Raw genomic sequence first — 19,546 nt, forward strand, 5'->3', positions numbered from 1 at the left:
ATGAAAAACCTGTTTTTACTATTTTCTGCTGTATTTTTTGTAGCTGTTTCTACAGCACAAACCAAAGTAGGCGGCATAACAATGCCAAATACTGAAACTTATAAAAATCACAAGCTGGTATTGAACGGCAGTGGCGTTCGTGAAAAAATGTGGATTGACCTTTATGCTGCAGGCCTTTACCTTAACCAGAAAAATGGTGATGCCGCTAGTATATTGAACAGCGATGAACCTATGGCTATTAAATTGCATATTGTGTCGAAATTGATAAGTAGTGATAAGATGGTAGATGCGGTAACTGAGGGATTTGAAAATTCCACAAAAGGTAATACTGCGCCAATCCAAAAGGAAATTAATCAAATTTTAGGCTATTTTAAAGAAGACATCAAGAAGAATGATGTTTTTGACTTGGTGTATCTTCCCTCCGAAGGTGGTGTGGTAGCTTATAAAAATGGAGAAGAAAAAGGAGTTATTAAAGGAATGGAATTCAAAAAGGGGCTTTTTGGGATTTGGTTGTCTAACCGTCCTGCAGATGACGGATTAAGAGGTGATCTTCTGGGGAAGTAAACCTTTTTCTGTAATAAAATTATGATGAAGCCACTCTTTTAAGGGTGGTTTTCTTTTTTATGCTGAAAGAATTATATTTTTGCTGAAAACCCACTGAATGTCCCACTTTATAAATGTTATTTTACCTCTTCCGCTGGAAAAGCATTTTACGTACAGTGTCTCTCCGGCTGAAGCCGATTTTTTGCAGGTAGGAATGAGGGTGGCGGTACCCTTTGGAAAGTCAAAGATCTACACCGGAATTATTTCCAAAATTCACCAACAGGCGCCTGAAATTTATGAAGCCAAGCCCATTGAGCAGATCCTCGATGAGAAGCCTATTGTGACTGCTACTCAGCTTAAATTCTGGGAATGGATCGCTTCTTATTATATGTGTGCCGAAGGGGAAGTGCTAAGAGCTGCTATTCCAAGTGCTTTTCTTCTGGAAAGCGAAACGGTAGTGCAGCTTTATAAAAAGATAGAAATAGAAGAAAGGGCGTTGACAGATGATGAATTTCTTCTTTTTGAGGCCCTGCAGCGGCAGTCATCTATGAAAATACAGGAGATCATTCAGTTACTGGATAAAAAAACAGTGCTTCCTGTAATTAATTCTCTGGTGGAGAAAAGAGTGGTGGTGGTGAATCAGGAGATTTATGAGCAGTACAAACCAAAGCTGGAAAGATATGTTCAGTTGCACAGCAGTTATTCCGGTGAAGCCAGGATGCATGAGCTGCTCGATAATCTGGACCGGGCGCCCAGGCAACGGGAAGTGGTGTTAACCTTGTTCTCCCTTTCAGCAAGAACCAAAAAACCAATAAAGGTTTCAGAATTAGCGAAGGAAGCAAAAACCACCACGGCTACCATAAAGTCTCTCATCGATAAGAATGTTCTGGAAGAATTTCACCTTCAGACGCAGCGTGTCCAATACGAAGAAAGGAAACTGGCCGGCGAGATCGAATTAAATGAATTTCAGGAGCAGACTTTTAGCGAAGTGGAGCAGGCTTTTGAATCTGAAAGCGTCTGCCTGTTACACGGAGTTACTTCTTCCGGAAAAACAGAGATCTACATCAAACTTATCGAAAAAGTCATTGCAGAAGGCAAGCAGGTACTGTTTCTCCTGCCTGAAATTGCATTAACGGCACAGCTTATTTCCCGGCTTCAGAATTATTTTGGAGAGCAGGTGATGGTGTATCACAGTAAATATTCGGTGAATGAGCGGGTGGAGGTGTATCAAAATATCCTGAACAATAGTGAAAAAGCAAAGATCGTGGTAGGGGTGAGGTCCAGCATTTTTCTTCCTTTCCAAAAGCTTGGGTTGATCGTGGTAGATGAGGAGCATGAATCTACTTTTAAACAATATGATCCTGCGCCCCGTTATAATGCTCGCGATGCTTCTGTGGTACTGGGGAATTTGCATAGCAGCAACGTTCTTTTGGGAACCGCTACGCCGGCCATTGAATCTTATTTCAATGCAGAGCACCATAAGTACAAACTGGTGAATCTTAACCGTCGCTTCGGAAATGTGCTGTTGCCAAAAATCGAGGTGGTGGACATAAAAGAGAAGCACCGGAAAAAACGTATGATGGGACATTTCTCAGATCGGCTTCAGGAAGAAATTACCGAAACCCTGAAAAATGGGGAGCAGGTGATCCTTTTTCAGAACCGCAGAGGCTTTTCTCCAATTCTGGAATGCAATACCTGTGGGCATTCGCCGCAGTGCCCAAACTGTGACGTTAGTCTTACGTTTCATAACCATAACAATCAGTTGAGGTGTCATTACTGCGGATATCATATGGCGCTTCAGAAGAAATGTATGAAATGCGGGAGCCCCGAACTTACCACTAAAGGTTTTGGTACCGAACAGGTAGAAACTGAGCTAAAAGCTCTTTTTCCTGAACATAAAATTGGCCGTATGGATCTCGACACGACCCGCGGGAAACACGGCTATGAAAAAATAATCGCTGCTTTTGAAGCGAAGGAAATAGATATTCTGGTAGGTACCCAAATGCTGACCAAAGGGCTCGATTTTCGAAATGTAAGGCTGGTGGGGATTATGAATGCCGATACGCTGCTTAATTTCCCCGACTTCAGGGCGCATGAACGAAGCTTCCAGCTAATGCTGCAGGTGGCAGGCCGCGCCGGAAGAACCAAGGAGCAGGGGCTGGTCTTGATTCAAACCTATAACCCCCATCACAGGATCGTGCAGCAGGTTTCTACTAACAGCTATGTTGAGATGTATGAGGAGCAGACAGAAGAGCGCAGGCAATATAAATATCCGCCGTATTACCGGTTGATCCGTATTACTCTAAAAAGCAGGGATTATTCCAGGGTGAATGAAGGGGCAGACTGGCTGGCGAAAGGGTTGAAGCAGGCGTTTCAGGAAAATGTTCTGGGGCCGGAATTTCCACCGGTTGCAAGGATCAGGAATGAGTATTACAAAAACATCCTGATAAAAATTCCCCAGAAACAATCCATTTCCAAAACCAAAAAGGTGATGGAAAGGATCTTTACCAGCTTTAAAGCCATTGGAGGCTTTAGAAGTATAAAACTTGTAATAAATGTTGACCCTTATTGATTGGCAGCCAAAGCTTCAATAAGGTTAGATTTTTTATGACGGCTTAATGGTATTTGCTGCTTGTCAATTTCGATGTTCCTGCTGTTATATCGCTCAATCTTATCCAGGTTCACGATATAAGATTTATGGATCCTCAAAAACTTATCAGAAGGGAGTTGGTTTTCAAAAGACTTCATGGTAGCCAGTACCACGAAATTGTCTTTTTCGGTAACAAATTTCACATAATCCCCTAAAGCTTCTATATATTTAAGCTTGCTAAGGAATACTTTTCGGTTTTTGAGATTGCTTTTTACGAAGATGTAGTTTTCATCTTCTACTGCAGCTCCTTCATTTTTTAACCTGTAGAGGTTAATAGCTTTGGAGACTGCGTTCATAAACCTGTCTTTGGAAATAGGTTTGTGCAGGTAGTCTATGGCGTCATAATCAAATGCCTTAAAAGCATACTTTGTTTTTCCTGTAACAAAAATGATTTGCGGTTTGTTTGGCAAATCATCCAGTAGGTCGAATCCCGAAAGTATCGGCATCTCGATGTCCAGAAATATCAGATCAACTTCGGTGTCTAATAAGCCATTCTTTGTTTCAATGGCATTGTTGTATTCTGCTACTAGTTTAAGGGAAGGATGATCCTTTATCAGCTTTACAATAGACAAACGTTGTAAGCTGGAATCATCAACTACAGCACATTTTAGTATAACATCTTCCACAGTAGTTAAATAGGTTAGTTTTAAGCAATATTACACATAATTATCAAAATAGACAATTTATAATAGGAATAGAACAATATAAAATGCATTTTATCACTACACTATAGCTTTGAAAATAGAAATAATAGTTCTACTTTTGCAGCCAAATTAATTTAAAGTAAATTTTTATGAATCATTATGAAACTGTTTTCATCTTGAATCCCGTTTTATCTGATGACCAGATAAAGGAAACAGTTAAGAAATACGAAGATTTTCTTGTTTCTAAAGGTGCCAAGATGATATCAAAGGAAAATTGGGGGCTAAAAAAACTAGCTTATCCAATTCAACACAAAAAAAGTGGTTTTTATCACTTATTGGAGTACACTGTTCCAGGTGAAGCTATTTCTCCACTGGAACTAGAATTCAGAAGAGATGAGCGTATCATGCGTTATCTTACTGTAAGTTTAGACAAGCATGCAATTGCCTGGGCTGAGAAAAGAAGAAACAGAAACAAAGAAAAAGCGTAAGTATGTCATCTATAGAGCAACAAGCGAAAGGAAAAAAAGACGGGGAGATCAGGTATTTAACCCCGTTGAATATCGAGACCAACAAAGCGAAGAAATACTGTCGTTTTAAAAGGTCCGGAATTAAATATATTGACTATAAAGACCCGGATTTCTTAATGAGTTTTGTGAACGAGCAAGGTAAATTGTTACCTCGTCGTCTTACAGGAACTTCTTTGAAATATCAAAGAAAAGTGGCTGTAGCTGTAAAACGTGCACGTCATTTAGCATTAATGCCTTATGTTGGCGATTTATTAAAATAAAAAGGGGCTATTATGGAATTGATACTTAAAAAAGACGTAGAAAAATTAGGTTTTAAAGATGACGTTGTAAACGTGAAGAACGGATACGGCCGAAACTATTTGATCCCTCATGGTTTTGCTGAACTGGCAACTCCTTCTACTAGAAAAGTTTTGAATGAAACTCTTAAGCAACGTGCTTATAAAGAGAAGAAACAAATAGATGAAGCTAAAAAACAGGCTGAAAAACTTAACGGACTTGATATCAAACTTACTGCTAAAGCAGGAGCTGGTGACAAGATCTATGGTTCTGTAACTGATGCTGATTTAGCTGATGCTTTGGCTAAAGAAGGTGTGGAAATCGAAAAGAAATACATTAGTATTGCCGGTGGAAACATTAAGCGTTTAGGACAGTATGATGCTACTTTGCGTTTTCACCGTGAAGTAATTTCAAACTTTAGTTTTGATGTTGTTGCGGAAGCACAAGGTTAATTTGCCTAATATATAATCTAAAGCCTGCTTCTTTTGAAGTAGGCTTTTTTATTGTCGAAAGTCATAGTTTTATAGCATGAAATACGCCCGATTAACCAAAGAACAGTTTGAAGAACTTCACCAGGAATTTATTAATTTCCTGGCATCTCAATCTATTACAGCAGATGAATGGGAGGATATAAAGATCAATAAGCCACAAACGGCCGAAGAAGAACTGGATGTTTTCAGCGACCTTGTATGGGAAGGAGTGTTGAATCAGGCAAAATTTCTGGAACATTTCTCACCCCAGCAAATCTATCTCTTTAAAATTACAGAAGCTGCAATGTATCTCATTGCTATTAAAGTAGAAAATACGGCTATTGATGTCACTACAAGGGAAGGTTATGACTGGTTGCAGAAGAATCTTCTGGATGACTCTGTTTCCTTATACACTTCTTCCAAAGCCATTAGCGATGACAGGAACAAAGATATTTTTGCTTTGATCCAGCAAGGTGCGGCCATTACCAAAGGTGAATTATACGGATTTTTTGAAAAGCACCTGGAGCTGTAGATAGCTTATTGTTCATGGTTCGTGGTTTCTAGCACCGGGATTTTTTTTAATTTCTTCGTAACTCACTCTTGTTTAGCTGCCACGAATTCACGAATGATTTTGCTGTGTAGCTTCAAATATTACAGGTGAAAAAACAGACACTCCGCTGGAGCTCTGCTTTTTCACACTTCCCCAAATTCTATAAATTTTATGAACCTACGAGGCTCCCCCTTCCAAGTTTTTACAGTGACCTGATAAAATTTCAGATAAGAAATGACGCTCCTATGGACTTCTTTTTTTAGTTTAATCCCTGTGATGCTATAAGAATATCGACCTACGGAACTTCATTAAATTAGAAGAGTATACTTGTCTCTTTATTCTTTTTGAACTTCTGTCCTCGTACTTTCTGAACCTCTGACTTCAAAAATCACTCGTACCTCAACGATTCAATAGGATCCTGTTTTGCTGCCTTTGCGGCCGGATAACTTCCGGCGAGAACCGCTACTAGAATAGTAATTCCCGTTGCCCAAAGAATCGCAACCCACGGAGTGACAAAATTGAATCCGGCGGCGGCAGAAATTCCGAAGCCTATGAGGATTCCAAGTAAAATTCCGAGTAATCCACCCAACTGACCAATAATCAGGGTTTCCATAAAAAATTGCGTGGCGATCGTATTTTTCTTGGCTCCGAGCGCTTTCCTTACCCCAATTTCACGGGTTCTTTCGGTAACCGATACCAGCATAATATTCATCAAAGCTATGGAGGATCCAAAAATTGTAATGATGGAAATGGCCCAGGCGGCCATGTTCAGGTAGCTGGTGATGGAAAAGATCCTGTTGATGAGGTCATCACTACGGCCCATTCCGAAATTATTTTCTTCTATGGGATTTAATCCGCGAATGTTCCGGAAAGTAATAATAGCTTCATCTTCGGCTCCTTCCAGCATTTCCTTATTATCAACTTTCACACTTATATTGTAATTGATACTTGGCTGAGTAAAAACGGAACGGGCAATCTCAATGGGAATTAAAACTCGCAGATCCTGATTGTTTCCGAAGGTGGAACCTTTAGATTCGAGAATTCCGATAACGGTAAATTTAACTCCACGTACACTAATTGTTTTCCCAATTGGATCTTCATTCTCAAAAAGTCCATCCTGAAAATCTGATCCCAGGATGGCGACATTATTATTGTTCTGTACATCAAAATATGTAATATCCCTTCCGGCTTCTAATTCGAGTCCGGAATTGGATAAGAAAAATTCATTTACCCCAAGAATGCTTACTTCGGGATCGGTTTTTTCATTGCCGTATTTTACTTCAGCCGAAGAAGTTCCCGTAAAAGAAATGGATGTTTGTGTTCCCGGGTATTCAAAGGCTTCCTTGAACCTCTTTACTTCGCGATAACCAATAATGGGATTGATCTTTTCCCTGCCGCCATCCATTCGAACTTCAGATTCATAGCGCTGCAAATTAAAGGTGTTGGCACCCATAGAGGCAAAATCACTACTTATAGTGTTTTCCAGGGCATTAACAGCACTTAGAATCCCTACAAGCGCAGTAATCCCAATGGCTATGATCAAAACAGTGAGGATGGTTCTTAGAAGCTGACTTTTAATAGAATCAAAAGCGATCCTTACATTTTCTTTGAAAAGTGAAAACATTCGTTTGGCTAAATTTATTAATTAGACGCATTTCGGGTAAAGATGTTACAGAAGAAATTCTTTAGGCAGGAATTTTATCTGAAATAATTCCCGTAATTGGAGATAACAGATGGACAACCTCAGATTCTTATGAGGCGAAAGTCTCGGATTTGTTCATTTTTTATGATATTTGCACTTCTAAATTTAAAATGTAAAAATGGCTCAAAAACCTTCTATTCCTAAAGGAACCCGTGATTTTTCTCCAGCTGAAGTTTCTAAACGAAATTTTATTTTCGAGACTATTCGGGGGCAGTTTCAGAAATTCGGATTCCAGGCCATTGAAACTCCGAGTTTTGAAAACAGCGAAACTTTGATGGGGAAATATGGGGAGGAAGGTGACCGGCTCATTTTTAAGATCCTCAATTCCGGAGACTTTTTAAAGAAAGCAGATTCCCAAGCTTTAGGGCAAAAAGACAGCCATAAAATTACTTCTTACATTAGCGAAAAAGCCCTGCGATACGATCTTACTGTTCCGTTTGCTCGATATGTAGTGCAGCATCAAAACGAACTGGAATTTCCATTCAAACGTTACCAGATCCAACCAGTCTGGAGGGCAGACAGGCCTCAAAAAGGACGTTTCAGAGAGTTTTTCCAGTGCGATGCAGATGTCGTGGGAAGTACCAGTTTATGGCAGGAAGTTGAATTTGTGCAGCTTTATGATGCTGTTTTTACGGCTTTAGGATTGAAAGGAACTACAATAAAGATTAACAACAGGAAGGTTTTGTCGGGTTTTGCTGAAGTGATTGGAGAATCTGAAAGATTGATTGATTTTACGGTAGCACTGGATAAACTGGACAAAATAGGAGAGGACGGCGTGAAAAAGGAGATGCAGGAAAAAGGAATTTCTTCGGAAGCCATTGAGAAAATTCAGCCTATTTTCAACTTAACCGGAAGTTTTTCCGATAAAACGGAAGGATTAAAAGATATTCTTGCTACCTCTGAAGTCGGCAAAAAAGGGATTGAAGAACTGGAATTTATAAACTCATCGCTCGAATCGCTTGGGCTTCAAACAGCGACTTTAGACCTGGATGTTACCCTCGCCCGTGGACTGAACTATTATACGGGAGCCATTTTCGAAGTGGCTGCTCCAAAAGAGGTGAAATTAGGTTCCATTGGTGGTGGAGGTCGTTACGATGATCTCACCGGGATTTTCGGATTAAAAGACATGAGCGGAGTAGGGATCTCTTTCGGACTCGACCGAATCTATCTCGTTCTTGAAGAATTAAATCTTTTTCCGGAAACCGTTGCGCAAAACACGAAAGTGCTGTTTATCAATTTCGGAGAAAAAGAAGCCCTTTATGGGTTAAAAGCCATAAAAAAACTTAGAACTTCCGGCATCACGGCTGAATTATATCCCGAAGATGCAAAGATGAAAAAGCAGATGAATTATGCCAACCGCCGGGAGATTCCATTTGTTGTGCTTGCGGGCGCCGAAGAGATGGAACAGGAAAAATTTACGTTGAAGAACATGAAATCCGGCGAGCAGTTTTCGGTTTCTGTCTATGAGTTGGTGGAGAAGTTGAAATAAATGCTTTTTTTAAATATTGGTTAAAAAAAAGTCCGGAGCGTCGTGATTCGGGTTTTCTTTTTAATACGATTTCCGTTAGCGCAGATTTTCAAGCCTGCTGATTTACCTCTACTATTCTTTAATACAGAATACAATCCATGCCATCGTCAATTTTTTATTCTCCTCTTTACCTGAAATCTGACCTGCATCGCCTAAAAACCTTAAAAAGCTTCTTTTTATTTTAATGTAGTGTCTTACAAGGTCAAAAAAAGACCTTGCAGGTTAGTTGTAATAGGGTCGCCACTAAAGAACAAGATTCTGAAACAAGTTCAGAATGAAGACTAGTTACTCGCCTCGACTTTATCAAAACAAAGTGTCATTTCAACCGAAGGGAGAAATCTCAAATCTCAAATCGATCACTCACTCACTTCATTCAGCCTTTGCATTTCCTCTTCTGAAAGTTTCAGGTTTACAGCTTCCTGGAAAGATTTTAGGTGAGAGGATTTTGTTGCACTGGCAATCGGGGCTGTGATTCCGGGACGCTGAATCAGCCACGCTAAAGCTACTCCTGCATTTGAAACTTCATGATTGCGGGAAATTTCATCCATCGTGCTGATTATTTTCAAACCTTTTTTATTGAAATAAGCCTTTACCATATCTTTTCGGTCCTGTCCCTCCAGGTCTGCTTCTTTCCGGTATTTTCCGGTGAGAAATCCGCTGGCAAGGGAGAAATAGGGAATTACGCCCAGATTATTTTCCAGACAAATATCTTTAATTACTCCCTCAAATTTGCTGCGTTCTGCCAGGCTGTATTCTGGTTGAAACACTTTGTATTTTGGCAGGTTGTTGTTTTTGGCTGCATTAAGTGATTCCTGAAGCCTTTCTGCAGACATATTGGAAGCCCCGATATTTCGTACTTTCCCCTCATCGATTAGCTGTTGATATGCTTCCAGGGTTTCTTCTACCGGAGTTTTATTGTCGTCGTAATGCGTAAAATACAAATCGATATAATCGGTTTGCAGCCGCTTTAGAGAATCTTCCGAAGCTTTTAAAATATAGTCTTTAGAGATGTTTTTATCTCCACCCTGTTGCATGCTGGAGCCTACTTTGGTGATGAGAGTGATCTTATCCCGCACTTTCCGCTCTTTCATCCATTTTCCAATGATCCTTTCCGAGGTTCCGCCTTCCACACCTTCGGCCCAGCGCGAATAAACATCTGCAGTATCTATCGTGTCAAATCCTCTTTCAAAGATCTCATCCAGCATTTTAAACGATTCTTTTTCATTCAGGGTCCATCCAAAAACGTTTCCGCCAAAAACAATAGGAGAAGTCGTTAGAGGTGTATTTCCTAGTTGTATCTTTTCCATATTTGTAATTCTGTTGATTTCTTTTATAAAGATAGCCAGAGTATTATAGAATAATGACTGGGGAAGGGGGTTTTAGAATGATTTAACGTAAATAAAATGTATCAACTTGTGCTTTTCCAAATCCATTTTTTCAAAACCTTTATATTGCAGTACTAATTCCCACGAAATGAAAATAGTCTCTCTCATTATTTTTGTAGTATTTAGTTACGTACAGCTTTTTTCGCAGAACAGCGTTTCCGGTTTTGTAAATATGGAAACTACTGTAGGTCAGGAACAGCAAGTTGTACTGACCAAATTGACTCCTCAAGGCAATCCGGATCCCAATCAGGTGGTATCGACAGCGAAGATTCAGAAAGATGGATTTTTTGCCTTTGAGGATGCTGTTCTTTCAGCGAAGGACCAGGCGTATGCTGTTCAGGTGAAAGGAAAACCTTCAGAAGGGAAAAAGCAGCTGGATACGATTATTAGCGATTTCAGGTCTTTTATATTATCGGGTAAAGACACCTTATTTTTTCATAAAGGCAGTGAACTGTTTTCTGAATATTCCACTAATAGTAAGGCCGATCAAGAGTGGCAGAAACTGAAGGAATATGAGAAAAAAGTAAAATATCAGGATCAAATTACCCCAGATGAATATGCATTGCAAACCCGAAAATATACAAAGGATTCTTTACAAATTCTGCTGGTAAAGCTTTTTAGTATCCAGACTCTGGACAAAAAGAAACTGCTGGATAAGGACATTAAAGAAAATCCTGATTTTTACCTTGATCTGCTCAAAAAGCTGCAGCAGAGTGACCTTGAGCCTTCTTCCTATGCATACTTGGAAAACAAAATCATGATGACGCACCAGGATATTATCGAGAGAAAGTACACTATAAGCATGGTTTTTAATTTTCTCGGATTTTCAGGGATTTTAGGCCTGCTGTTTGTGGTCTTCAGGATGCGCAAAAAATCTCATTTTACTCCTACTGTACCTCTAAGCAAGCAGGAAAATAATGTAAAAGACCTGATCATGCAGGGCAAAACCAACAAAGAAATTGCAGCTGAGCTGTTTATCAGCATTAGCACTGTGAAAACACACACTTCCAACATTTACAGCAAGTTAAATGTATCCAATAGGAAGGAATTGCTGCTGAAACAATAAATCATACCGGTACTAGTACCTATTTCAGCTAAATTAAACCAGATTTTTGGAGTTAATCTGAAGTTATTTGTTTCAAAAGCATTTTTGATGAAACGAATCAATTTCAGTTTTAATTTTTTAAATCAGTTTTTGGGATGGCTGGTCTTTGTAATAGCTCTTGTTGTTTACACATGGACTCTTGAGCCCACTACCAGCTTTTGGGATGCCGGAGAATATATTGCGACTGCTGCCAATCTGGAAGTTGGTCATCCTCCCGGTGCACCTGTATATCAAATGTTTGGAGCATTTTTCGCCACTTTTGCTCTAGATTCGTCTCAGGTTGCTTTGATGGTTAATTTTATGTCTGCCCTATCCAGTGCCTTTACTATAATGTTTATGTTCCGGTCTATTGTTTTATTGCTTCTGAAAATTTCCGGCTCTAATGATGAATCATCTATCGGCAGTAAAATAGCGGTCCTGGGAAGTGCTTTAACAGGCGCGCTGGCATTTACCTTTACCGACAGTTTTTGGTTTAACGCCGTAGAAGCTGAAGTTTATGCCATGTCTACGTGTTTTATGGCTCTACTCTTCTACCTGGGGCTCCTTTGGGAACGGGATATGTTTAAGTATCGGGGAAATCGTTGGGTGATCCTTATTTGTTTTATGACCGGTCTGTCATTCGGAGTTCATTTTCTTACACTACTGGCGCTTCCGGCGGTGGGGTTGTTGTACTACTTCAAAAACTACCAGAAAGTGACCATTCGAAATTTTATCAGGGCAAATATCGTGGTGGTAGTTGTTCTGTTGTTCATTTTTAAATTCCTTTTACCGTATACCCTTAGGTTTACTGCTGCTTCGGAAATTTTTTTTACCAATACGATGAAGTTTCCGTTTAACTCCGGGACAGTGATTTCCGTAGTACTGATTATCTCCATTTTCTACTTCGGAATTAATTATACCCGCAGGAAAGGCTTTTTTCAGCTGAATACGCTTCTGCTGTGTATCCTTTTCATCCTGATAGGTTTTTCCGGCTGGACAATGTTGCCAATCCGGGCCAATGCTAATACGGTCATCAATGAAAACAGTCCCGATAATGCCCGGGAACTTCTGGCTTATTACAACCGGGAGCAATATGGAGAGGTCCCATTGTTTTACGGCCCACAATATACAGAGATGTACAGCGGATTAGATCCTGAAAACCCTTACAAAGATGATGCTCCCAATTACGAAAAAAACAAGGAATCGAACAGATATATTATTGTAAACGATTATGAAAATGCGCGATATAATTTTCACGACAAACATAAAACCTTCCTCCCAAGAATGTGGAGTAAAGAACATATTGCAAATTATATGAGGATTGCAGGTACACCTAAATTTAATATTAAACAGGAATATCAGGGAGAGGAGCAATTGGTACAGGCTGTTGCAGAATTCCGCCGAAATGTCAATTCAGGAAGAGTAGGAGGAGAGGAGTACCACAGCTTTCTCAACAGGTTCCGGGATTATCTGGAGATTGAAAAACCTTCTTTTCTTCAAAATGTTCAGTTCATGCTCGAATACCAGATGGGCTACATGTACTGGCGTTATTTCATGTGGAACTTTGTTGGTCGACAAAATGATATACAGGGAAAGTACACTGACCTGAATGGAAACTGGCTCAGTGGGATCGATGTTATTGATGAAGCAAGACTGGGTTCTCAGGAAAATTTACCGGCTGATATGGAGTCCAATAAAGCCCGAAATACATATTACTTTATTCCGCTCCTCCTGGGAATTGCAGGATTGCTATTCCATTTTCAGCGGGATTGGAAGATGTTTTGGGTGTTGACGGTTTTCTTCCTCTTCACCGGAATTGCACTCAAAGTTTACCTCAACGAATACCCTTTTCAGGTGAGGGAGCGGGATTATGCTTTGGTAGGATCTTTTTATGTATTTTCAATATGGATTGGATTTGGGGTTTATGCATTTTTCACAGCTTTGATCCGAATTTTTAAACCAAAATCTGCTTCCATATTCGCTACTGTTATTTCCCTCTTTGCGGGTCCGGTTTTACTGGCTTCAGAGAACTGGGACGATCATGACCGCTCCGGCAGGTATACAGCTCTGGCTATGGCAAAGATGTATTTGGATTCTGTTGATGAAGATGCCATTCTGTTCACCACAGGAGATAATGATACGTTTCTGTTATGGTATGTCCAGCAAATTGAGGGATACCGGCGGGATGTACGGATTGTGAACACAATGCTTCTTGGTACCGACTGGTATATTGACCAGATGAAGCGGAAAGCCTGGGACAGTGAACCTGTACCCTCTCAACTCGAGCATAAGCAGTATAGGGCAGGAACAAATGATTATATCATGCATCAGCCCGTAACCAGTGATACATTGAATATCAAATCATGGATGAATTGGATTGAAAGTGATAATTCTAGTACCATGGCAGAACTGCAGAGCGGCCGCATGGTAAAAACTTTTCCTACCAAATTAATAAGTGTTCCCGTGAACAAAGAAAAAGTATTGGAAAAAGGAATTGTACACCCCAAAGATGCCGATGAGATAGTAGATAACATTTATATAGAATTAAAGGATAATGCAATTTATAAAAACGAACTTCTTATGCTCGATATCCTTGCCAATAATGACTGGACCCGTCCTGTTTATTTTTCGGGAGGGAGCTTTGGTGACGAAGATTACCTATGGATGAAAGACCATCTTCAGTTGGACGGGATCGCCTACAAGCTGGTTCCGATAAAAACCTCCACAGATCCTGAAAATCCGTTGCAAATGGGTAGAATAGAGACAGATAAGATGTACGAAATTGTAAACAAGTGGGACTGGGGGAACATGGGAGATGAAACCATCTACCACGATCCTGAAACTCGTAGGAATAGTATTTCGTACAGGACGAGCCTGGCACGTCTTGTAAACCAGTTATTACAGGAAGGTGATGAAGAAAGAGCTAAAATAATCTTGGATATGGCAATGAAAAATATGCCGGTGGATTTCTATAATTTTTATTTCTTATATGATCCCTATATCAATGGATATTTTGAAGTAAATGAACCTGAAAAAGCATTAATCCTTTGGGAAAATGTGGCCGCTAAATATCAGGAAAACCTTCTTTATTACAGTGGCTGGGATCTGGAAAGGCAGTATGAAAACACCGATCAAATATTCAGGGACCTTCAGCAATATCATTCCTTGCTGGAGTTATTAAACTTGGATGCCGAAGAAGAATTTGCTGCTCAAAAAAAGGAAGAATTCAATCAGTATTTAAACCTGTTTCAATATTTTCTACAGCAGCAATAGATGTAAATTTTTTCAGGGAACTAATCTTCTTTGTAAAAAAATTGTATGAAATTGGGTAATAAAGATCAGCAATTCTCTTCCAGATCCTCTCGTATATCCTCGAGGTAAGCAATTTCCATTTCACTATTGAAAATACAGTCCTGGTCTTCGGGATTCTTTTTGATAGTCTCTATTAATACTTCAATCCTATCATAGATTTCTAGTAAAGTCATTTCGTAGGGGGTTTGAATTACATAGATAATACATTGGGAACTAATTTCAAAGCAGCTGGATTCAATTTTATTCTTTGGAAGAAGTTCTAAATTCTGAAAATATCAATACTCAGTTTTGTGCTGAAAGATGTTTAATTCAATAATATACTATCAGTCTATTCTCCTCCCGGCTTTTCAGAAGAACCTGTAAGCTTTATAATATTTCAAAAATAAATATATTCTTTACTACTGATTTTCAGTATAATGTATGCTTATTTTTTATAAATTTAAAGAAATAGCAGCCTTATGAAATTCCTGAAAATATGTCTTGTGGCTTTACCTGTGCTTCTGCTTTCCGGAAATTTGAAAGCACAGGAACATCTTGATCCTAATAGTTATAACGGGGATTTGATATCATATCTCACAGAAGTGAATTTATGGATGGAAAATCAAATGCTTCTTAATTCCTGTAGGTGTGCTGAGAATGAAGATTTTCTTACCGAATACCAAAATGTAAGATCGGCGTATAATTCCTGGATCAATAGTCAGCTAATGCATCTGGGGCTTTTAAAGCCCCGGAAAGCAGTCAATGCTTTTGAAGATATGAAACGAAATGGGAGGATGAAAGTCACTCCGGAATTATTTGAGGCCCATCGTGCTCTGGAACGCTTTTATGGATTTGGAGTTTCCTCCTGTAGAGAACAAAGTATAATTCCCGGAATTGTAACTGTGGCAGAATTGGTTTCTGTTGCAAACACGGTGGTAGGAATATTGAGTGAAACGCAGAAAAGGAGGGAAGCGCAAAAGTTATTGATAATCCAAACGCTTGAAGATTTTAAATTACCACCGGTTAGCGATTATAAGTGTTCAGAAAAATAATTAAAGATGAGAAATAGTATTTTTTCCTGTTCCTGTAAAAATCATAATCCTTTGTATTGCATTGTTCCTCCTTACATGCTGGAGGCAATGGCCACTTCTCGAAATGAGCAGGTTCGAAAAATGGCGATCAGGAATATTGAATGCTCTACAGAGATAAGAACTGAAAGACGTTTAACCGCTCCGGAAACTGTGGCTTCACTGCTGCCAAACAGGAAAGGAAAGTACAGGGAGGTGTACGATATGCAGAACAAACCAAACCGAAGGGATTTGTTGCCCGGAATATTGGTAAGAAAAGAAGGTGATTTAGCCGTAGAGGATAATGCAGTGAATGAAGCATATGATAAATCTGGCTGCACCTATGATTTTTACAAGGAAATCTTTGGTCGGGATTCTCTGGATGACCATGGACTTGCCTTAATTTCATCGGTACATCTTGATGAAAATTACAGCAATGCTTTCTGGAACGGAAATCAAATGGCGTATGGGGATGGTGACGGAATTGTTTTCAGGAGATTTACCAGGTCTCTGGATGTAATTGGGCACGAATTGACCCACGGAGTTATTTCATATACCTCAAATCTCGTCTATAGAAATGAACCAGGAGCGATCAATGAACACTTGGCCGATGTGTTTGGCAGCCTGGTAAAACAATGGGTAAATCAACAGGATGTAGAAATTGCTGACTGGCTTATAGGGAACGAGGTGATTGTTCCAGCTCCAACCCGAAGAGCCATTCGGGATATGAAAAATCCGGGAACTGCTTACATTAATGATCCCGATTTGAACGGAACAGATCCTCAGCCCGATCATATCTCCAAAAAATATACCGGCTCCCGGGATAATGGAGGAGTACATATCAATTCCGGTATACCTAACAAGGCATTTTGCGAAGCAGCAATACAAATGGGCGGATATGCTTGGGAAAAAGCTGGGAGGATATGGTATGAAACCATGTTGCAGCTTACACCAAACTCCGATTTTAATCGGTTGGTGAAGATCACAAAAAATATTGCAGAGACTACCTATGGTGCAAACAGTGAAGAATATAAAGCCGTTTCATACGGCTGGAAAACAGTGGGTTTATGATCATTAAATGTATGAAGAGCGGGGGATTTTTGGGACAGACAAAAAGCTGTGACCTTGTGTTAGAGGAATTAGATGCCACTGAAGCCAATGCGCTGCGGGAAATTCAAAAAAGCAGCCGAAGGAATGAGGATAGCCGGGATTCTTACCTGTACCATTTTGTGTTTTTTGAAGAAAATAAGGAAAGAGAGGTGGTCATAGACGAAACCCTTATTAATAATGAGATGCTGCCAATCATTAAAAAAGTTAATGAAAAGCTGAGATGAAGGAAGTGTTAGTGTTTACTGATCTTATTTTTTTTCCTGCTTTCTGGATCCTGGAAGTTTTGGGAGGACCTGCTGGAATATTTCCCGTGAATTGGTATATCCTGATTTCCGCTGTTACAGGATGTGTGATTCAGGAATTTATCTACTGGTTTGAACTGCGACATCAAATAGCCCGGGGACAGGCTCCGCCAGAGTTAACTTCTACGCCCTATTGGATCATCACCATATGTTCTATTCTAGTTTTTTCGCTTGGTTCTTACTTCTACTTTGCATTAAATGAAAACAGGGCTGATCTCAATTTTTTTACCATAGCAATATTTTCAGCCGGATTTCCAAGGCTTTTTAAAGGAGCTGTACAACAACTGGGGGCTACCCCGGAAAAATCTAGAAATAAAACCTTTACAGCAGAACCTGAAAGAAAGTTCGGTATAAAGGATTATTTAATGATGAGGTCGGATAAGAGGTAATCTTCTTTCTTTGTCGGCTGGCAAGAAATTTAGTTTGCTGCTGAAGATATGTTTCGAATTAACAACATTTTCAGGTTCTGCCTTTGCCGTAGTAGATTGGTGGATATTCAGCTTTTCTAACATGTGAATTTTACAGAGCGGCAAACTCATGGAAATGAAGTTTTTACTACGGGTTGGAACACAATGAATACTCCAGGAATTTTAGGCGGAATAGGTTATCTTTATTTCCACATGAATTGGGGCTGGGGTGGAAATTACATTGGCTGGTTTGCCTTTAATAATATAAATTAAGGCAATGGTAATTATAAATACGCAAGAAAAGACTTTTATATTGTCTAAACAATGAACACTATGAAAACGTTAAAAATATTTGGCTTGGTAGCTTTGATCATGATATCATCATCTTGTGAACGCCCTCCAATTCATGTTGAACCAGAGTTCATATCCTATAATTTATATTTGAGCTTTCAGGATATTTCAGGAAATGATTTAGTAAAAGGAATAGAATTCAATGACTCTTCAGGCTCTGTTAAAGACTCTTTATATACCTTAGATATTATTGTTTCTGAACCATGTTGGAATTGGGATAATGATATTTACAATGCTCCTGCCAGACCTGGCTTTGAACCAGATGTTAACCGGCCAACATTCGGATTGTCGAGATTTAATGGTTATTCTTATTTGACAAATCAGTTTGGTTTACCTGTAAACGATTGTCCCGAACAGAAAATACTTACTTACAAATTAAAATGCCCTTATTTATTTGGCGATGATGCGGTACATGAATTGGTTACCTATTGGGATATTTCAAAGGATAAAAGAAATCCTTCTGCTAAATGTTACCGGATAGATTTTGAAGATAATGAGATAACACCAGCCCCTATGGATAATTATGAATATAATTATACAGCTGCTATAATCCTAGAATAGAACGGACTTTGTTTTTTGACGATGGTAAAGTTTTCCCGAAGGCAATTGTCTAAATTGTAAATATGAACTTAGAGGATTTTTAAAGAACTAAATATAATGGCCGGATATTTAAAAAGTAGGTAGGGAGTATTATAAGGAGGTGGCTGTTTTGGAGTAATGATGGCTCTTCGTCACTTTTGGAAGTTGCAATTTGACCTCCAAGGGACTTGCACAGGTTCAAATTCCTTCTAGAAATTATTATCAGCAAGGTACATATGCTTTTAATTCTGTAATTATTCATCATAAGTTATAGAATAATATATAATACCAGTCAACCTATCTATAGTAGATAAAATGGTAGTATAATAAATTGATTTTTCTTTAGCAGCAAAAATAAATGAGATTTTCTCTTTAGATATTAGCGGAACATTAAAAAATATTATTATCAGAAAGCATTAGACACATCTTTCTCATTAGTAATAAAGTGCTCCTCACTCAAAATAACCGTGCTAAAAATAGTATAGTTGGTTTAAGCATAGGTATATGTACTTCTATATAGAAGTAGTAATTTAAAATTCGTTTCCAGATCTTGCATATTTCAATAACTGTGATTAGTATATCTTAACAGGGTTACAGTACAAGTTGCTTGATTAGGATTGTAAAAATTTTAAAATTTAAAAACATAAAATTTTTACCTAAAACAAAAAACTTTCAAGTTTAATCAAAAAATGTCTCTGAAACGGAAAGATTATAAGTTTCAGTAAATATTACTATTTTTTTTCGGAAGGAATAAATAAATAAGGTTTCAATCTGGATTCAGCGAATCCATCAAAAATCTTTGAGCTGGAATGAAGAGCTCCAATTTTGTTCAGTTTTAAAGGAGCTATGGACGTCTCAATCATAGTCAAGAGCAGTATGAAATAAAATGGTAAGGCTCAAGAAATTTTAATGCCTTGCGAATCAGGAAACCCTTGTCCGATTAAAACTTGTTCGTATATTTGCAGCCAATTATCAAGAATCTCAAAAAGAGATAGCAACCTGCATAACGAGCAAGGTGCTAAAAAAGATAAGCCATTCTCTGGAAAAAACGTTACTCCTCAGCTACGCTTATTATTCTTG

The 19,546-nt window shown here is 38.9% G+C and carries 18 protein-coding genes and 1 riboswitch; of the genes, 14 read left to right on the plus strand and 4 right to left on the minus strand.

The window, feature by feature from the left end:
* Together IE056_RS08020 and priA are read left to right on the plus strand one after the other, a co-directional pair.
* Positions 1 to 564 (plus strand): chalcone isomerase family protein, encoded by a 564-nt coding sequence (locus tag IE056_RS08020; RefSeq protein WP_189604181.1) that lies wholly within the window; start codon positions 1 to 3, stop codon positions 562 to 564.
* 97 nt (positions 565 to 661) lie between these two features.
* A complete protein-coding gene (gene priA / locus IE056_RS08025; RefSeq protein WP_189604182.1) occupies positions 662 to 3,115 on the plus strand; it encodes a replication restart helicase PriA in 2,454 nt (817 codons plus the stop codon).
* Here the strand turns inward: priA and IE056_RS08030 are convergent.
* A complete protein-coding gene (locus tag IE056_RS08030) occupies positions 3,109 to 3,819 on the minus strand; it encodes a LytR/AlgR family response regulator transcription factor (protein WP_189604183.1) in 711 nt (236 codons plus the stop codon). The genes priA and IE056_RS08030 overlap by 7 nt on opposite strands.
* Positions 3,820 to 3,986: 167 nt before the next feature.
* On the opposite strand from IE056_RS08030, the gene rpsF reads away from it, so the two are divergent.
* The 4 genes from rpsF (at position 3,987) to IE056_RS08050 (ending at position 5,642) form a co-directional block, all read left to right on the plus strand.
* Positions 3,987 to 4,325 carry a 30S ribosomal protein S6 gene (gene rpsF, locus IE056_RS08035; RefSeq protein ID WP_189604184.1) on the plus strand — a complete coding sequence of 113 codons (339 nt, stop codon included), beginning with the start codon at positions 3,987 to 3,989 and terminating at the stop codon, positions 4,323 to 4,325.
* A gap of 2 nt (positions 4,326 to 4,327) precedes the next feature.
* Positions 4,328 to 4,624 (plus strand): 30S ribosomal protein S18, encoded by a 297-nt coding sequence (gene rpsR, locus IE056_RS08040; protein ID WP_029036469.1) that lies wholly within the window; start codon positions 4,328 to 4,330, stop codon positions 4,622 to 4,624.
* Positions 4,625 to 4,636: 12 nt separating this feature from the next.
* Positions 4,637 to 5,092, plus strand: coding sequence for a 50S ribosomal protein L9 (gene rplI / locus IE056_RS08045; RefSeq protein ID WP_189604185.1), 456 nt, complete (start codon positions 4,637 to 4,639; stop codon positions 5,090 to 5,092).
* Positions 5,093 to 5,168: 76 nt separating this feature from the next.
* On the plus strand, positions 5,169 to 5,642 hold the full coding sequence (locus tag IE056_RS08050) for a DUF6495 family protein (RefSeq protein WP_189604186.1): 474 nt from the start codon (positions 5,169 to 5,171) through the stop codon (positions 5,640 to 5,642).
* A gap of 406 nt (positions 5,643 to 6,048) precedes the next feature.
* Here the strand turns inward: IE056_RS08050 and IE056_RS08055 are convergent, their stop codons facing one another.
* Positions 6,049 to 7,284, minus strand: coding sequence for an ABC transporter permease (locus IE056_RS08055; protein ID WP_189604187.1), 1,236 nt, complete (start codon positions 7,282 to 7,284; stop codon positions 6,049 to 6,051).
* A gap of 196 nt (positions 7,285 to 7,480) precedes the next feature.
* Here IE056_RS08055 and hisS point away from each other — a divergent pair, with 196 nt between their 5' ends.
* A complete protein-coding gene (gene hisS, locus IE056_RS08060) occupies positions 7,481 to 8,851 on the plus strand; it encodes a histidine--tRNA ligase (protein WP_189604188.1) in 1,371 nt (456 codons plus the stop codon).
* A gap of 395 nt (positions 8,852 to 9,246) precedes the next feature.
* Here the strand turns inward: hisS and IE056_RS08065 are convergent, their stop codons facing one another.
* Positions 9,247 to 10,197, minus strand: coding sequence for an aldo/keto reductase (locus IE056_RS08065; RefSeq protein ID WP_189604189.1), 951 nt, complete (start codon positions 10,195 to 10,197; stop codon positions 9,247 to 9,249).
* 166 nt (positions 10,198 to 10,363) lie between these two features.
* Between IE056_RS08065 and IE056_RS18680 the strand changes: the two genes are divergently transcribed.
* Both IE056_RS18680 and IE056_RS08075 read left to right on the plus strand, forming a co-directional pair.
* The gene (locus tag IE056_RS18680; RefSeq protein ID WP_308427609.1) at positions 10,364 to 11,341 is read left to right on the plus strand and encodes a helix-turn-helix domain-containing protein; all 978 of its coding nucleotides are present in this window, start codon (positions 10,364 to 10,366) and stop codon (positions 11,339 to 11,341) included.
* A gap of 87 nt (positions 11,342 to 11,428) precedes the next feature.
* The gene (locus tag IE056_RS08075) at positions 11,429 to 14,632 is read left to right on the plus strand and encodes a glycosyltransferase family 117 protein (RefSeq protein ID WP_189604190.1); all 3,204 of its coding nucleotides are present in this window, start codon (positions 11,429 to 11,431) and stop codon (positions 14,630 to 14,632) included.
* Between the two features lie 65 nt (positions 14,633 to 14,697).
* On the opposite strand, the gene IE056_RS08080 is transcribed toward IE056_RS08075, so the two are convergent.
* Positions 14,698 to 14,844: a hypothetical protein gene (locus IE056_RS08080; RefSeq protein ID WP_189604191.1), complete on the minus strand. Its 147-nt coding sequence runs from the start codon at positions 14,842 to 14,844 to the stop codon at positions 14,698 to 14,700.
* 285 nt (positions 14,845 to 15,129) lie between these two features.
* Between IE056_RS08080 and IE056_RS08085 the strand changes: the two genes are divergently transcribed.
* The 5 genes from IE056_RS08085 (at position 15,130) to IE056_RS08105 (ending at position 18,448) form a co-directional block, all read left to right on the plus strand.
* Positions 15,130 to 15,702: a hypothetical protein gene (locus tag IE056_RS08085; RefSeq protein WP_189604192.1), complete on the plus strand. Its 573-nt coding sequence runs from the start codon at positions 15,130 to 15,132 to the stop codon at positions 15,700 to 15,702.
* Positions 15,703 to 15,708: 6 nt separating this feature from the next.
* Positions 15,709 to 16,788, plus strand: coding sequence for a M4 family metallopeptidase (locus IE056_RS08090; protein WP_189604193.1), 1,080 nt, complete (start codon positions 15,709 to 15,711; stop codon positions 16,786 to 16,788).
* On the plus strand, positions 16,785 to 17,051 hold the full coding sequence (locus IE056_RS08095) for a hypothetical protein (protein ID WP_189604194.1): 267 nt from the start codon (positions 16,785 to 16,787) through the stop codon (positions 17,049 to 17,051). The genes IE056_RS08090 and IE056_RS08095 overlap by 4 nt, the downstream gene beginning before the upstream one ends.
* Positions 17,048 to 17,518 carry a hypothetical protein gene (locus tag IE056_RS08100; protein WP_189604195.1) on the plus strand — a complete coding sequence of 157 codons (471 nt, stop codon included), beginning with the start codon at positions 17,048 to 17,050 and terminating at the stop codon, positions 17,516 to 17,518. The genes IE056_RS08095 and IE056_RS08100 overlap by 4 nt, the downstream gene beginning before the upstream one ends.
* A 351-nt stretch (positions 17,519 to 17,869) precedes the next feature.
* Positions 17,870 to 18,448, plus strand: coding sequence for a hypothetical protein (locus IE056_RS08105; protein WP_189604196.1), 579 nt, complete (start codon positions 17,870 to 17,872; stop codon positions 18,446 to 18,448).
* Between the two features lie 982 nt (positions 18,449 to 19,430).
* A riboswitch (SAM-I-IV-variant riboswitch) is annotated at positions 19,431 to 19,525 on the plus strand.
* The last annotated feature ends 21 nt before the right edge of the window (positions 19,526 to 19,546 follow it).

It is taken from the genome of Salinimicrobium marinum (assembly GCF_014651535.1).
GTDB classification, from domain to species: Bacteria; Bacteroidota; Bacteroidia; order Flavobacteriales; family Flavobacteriaceae; genus Salinimicrobium; species Salinimicrobium marinum.

Bases quoted from the DNA above. Each gene is read 5' to 3' on its own strand.
- IE056_RS08020 (WP_189604181.1), top strand. From the start codon at position 1: ATGAAAAACCTGTTTTTACTATTTTCTGCTGTATTTTTTGTAGCTGTT.
- priA (WP_189604182.1), top strand. From the start codon at position 662: ATGTCCCACTTTATAAATGTTATTTTACCTCTTCCGCTGGAAAAGCAT.
- rpsF (WP_189604184.1), top strand. From the start codon at position 3,987: ATGAATCATTATGAAACTGTTTTCATCTTGAATCCCGTTTTATCTGAT.
- rpsR (WP_029036469.1), top strand. From the start codon at position 4,328: ATGTCATCTATAGAGCAACAAGCGAAAGGAAAAAAAGACGGGGAGATC.
- rplI (WP_189604185.1), top strand. From the start codon at position 4,637: ATGGAATTGATACTTAAAAAAGACGTAGAAAAATTAGGTTTTAAAGAT.
- IE056_RS08050 (WP_189604186.1), top strand. From the start codon at position 5,169: ATGAAATACGCCCGATTAACCAAAGAACAGTTTGAAGAACTTCACCAG.
- IE056_RS08055 (WP_189604187.1), bottom strand. From the start codon at position 7,284: ATGTTTTCACTTTTCAAAGAAAATGTAAGGATCGCTTTTGATTCTATT.
- hisS (WP_189604188.1), top strand. From the start codon at position 7,481: ATGGCTCAAAAACCTTCTATTCCTAAAGGAACCCGTGATTTTTCTCCA.
- IE056_RS08065 (WP_189604189.1), bottom strand. From the start codon at position 10,197: ATGGAAAAGATACAACTAGGAAATACACCTCTAACGACTTCTCCTATT.
- IE056_RS18680 (WP_308427609.1), top strand. From the start codon at position 10,364: ATGAAAATAGTCTCTCTCATTATTTTTGTAGTATTTAGTTACGTACAG.
- IE056_RS08075 (WP_189604190.1), top strand. From the start codon at position 11,429: ATGAAACGAATCAATTTCAGTTTTAATTTTTTAAATCAGTTTTTGGGA.
- IE056_RS08080 (WP_189604191.1), bottom strand. From the start codon at position 14,844: ATGACTTTACTAGAAATCTATGATAGGATTGAAGTATTAATAGAGACT.
- IE056_RS08085 (WP_189604192.1), top strand. From the start codon at position 15,130: ATGAAATTCCTGAAAATATGTCTTGTGGCTTTACCTGTGCTTCTGCTT.
- IE056_RS08090 (WP_189604193.1), top strand. From the start codon at position 15,709: ATGAGAAATAGTATTTTTTCCTGTTCCTGTAAAAATCATAATCCTTTG.
- IE056_RS08095 (WP_189604194.1), top strand. From the start codon at position 16,785: ATGATCATTAAATGTATGAAGAGCGGGGGATTTTTGGGACAGACAAAA.
- IE056_RS08100 (WP_189604195.1), top strand. From the start codon at position 17,048: ATGAAGGAAGTGTTAGTGTTTACTGATCTTATTTTTTTTCCTGCTTTC.
- IE056_RS08105 (WP_189604196.1), top strand. From the start codon at position 17,870: ATGAAAACGTTAAAAATATTTGGCTTGGTAGCTTTGATCATGATATCA.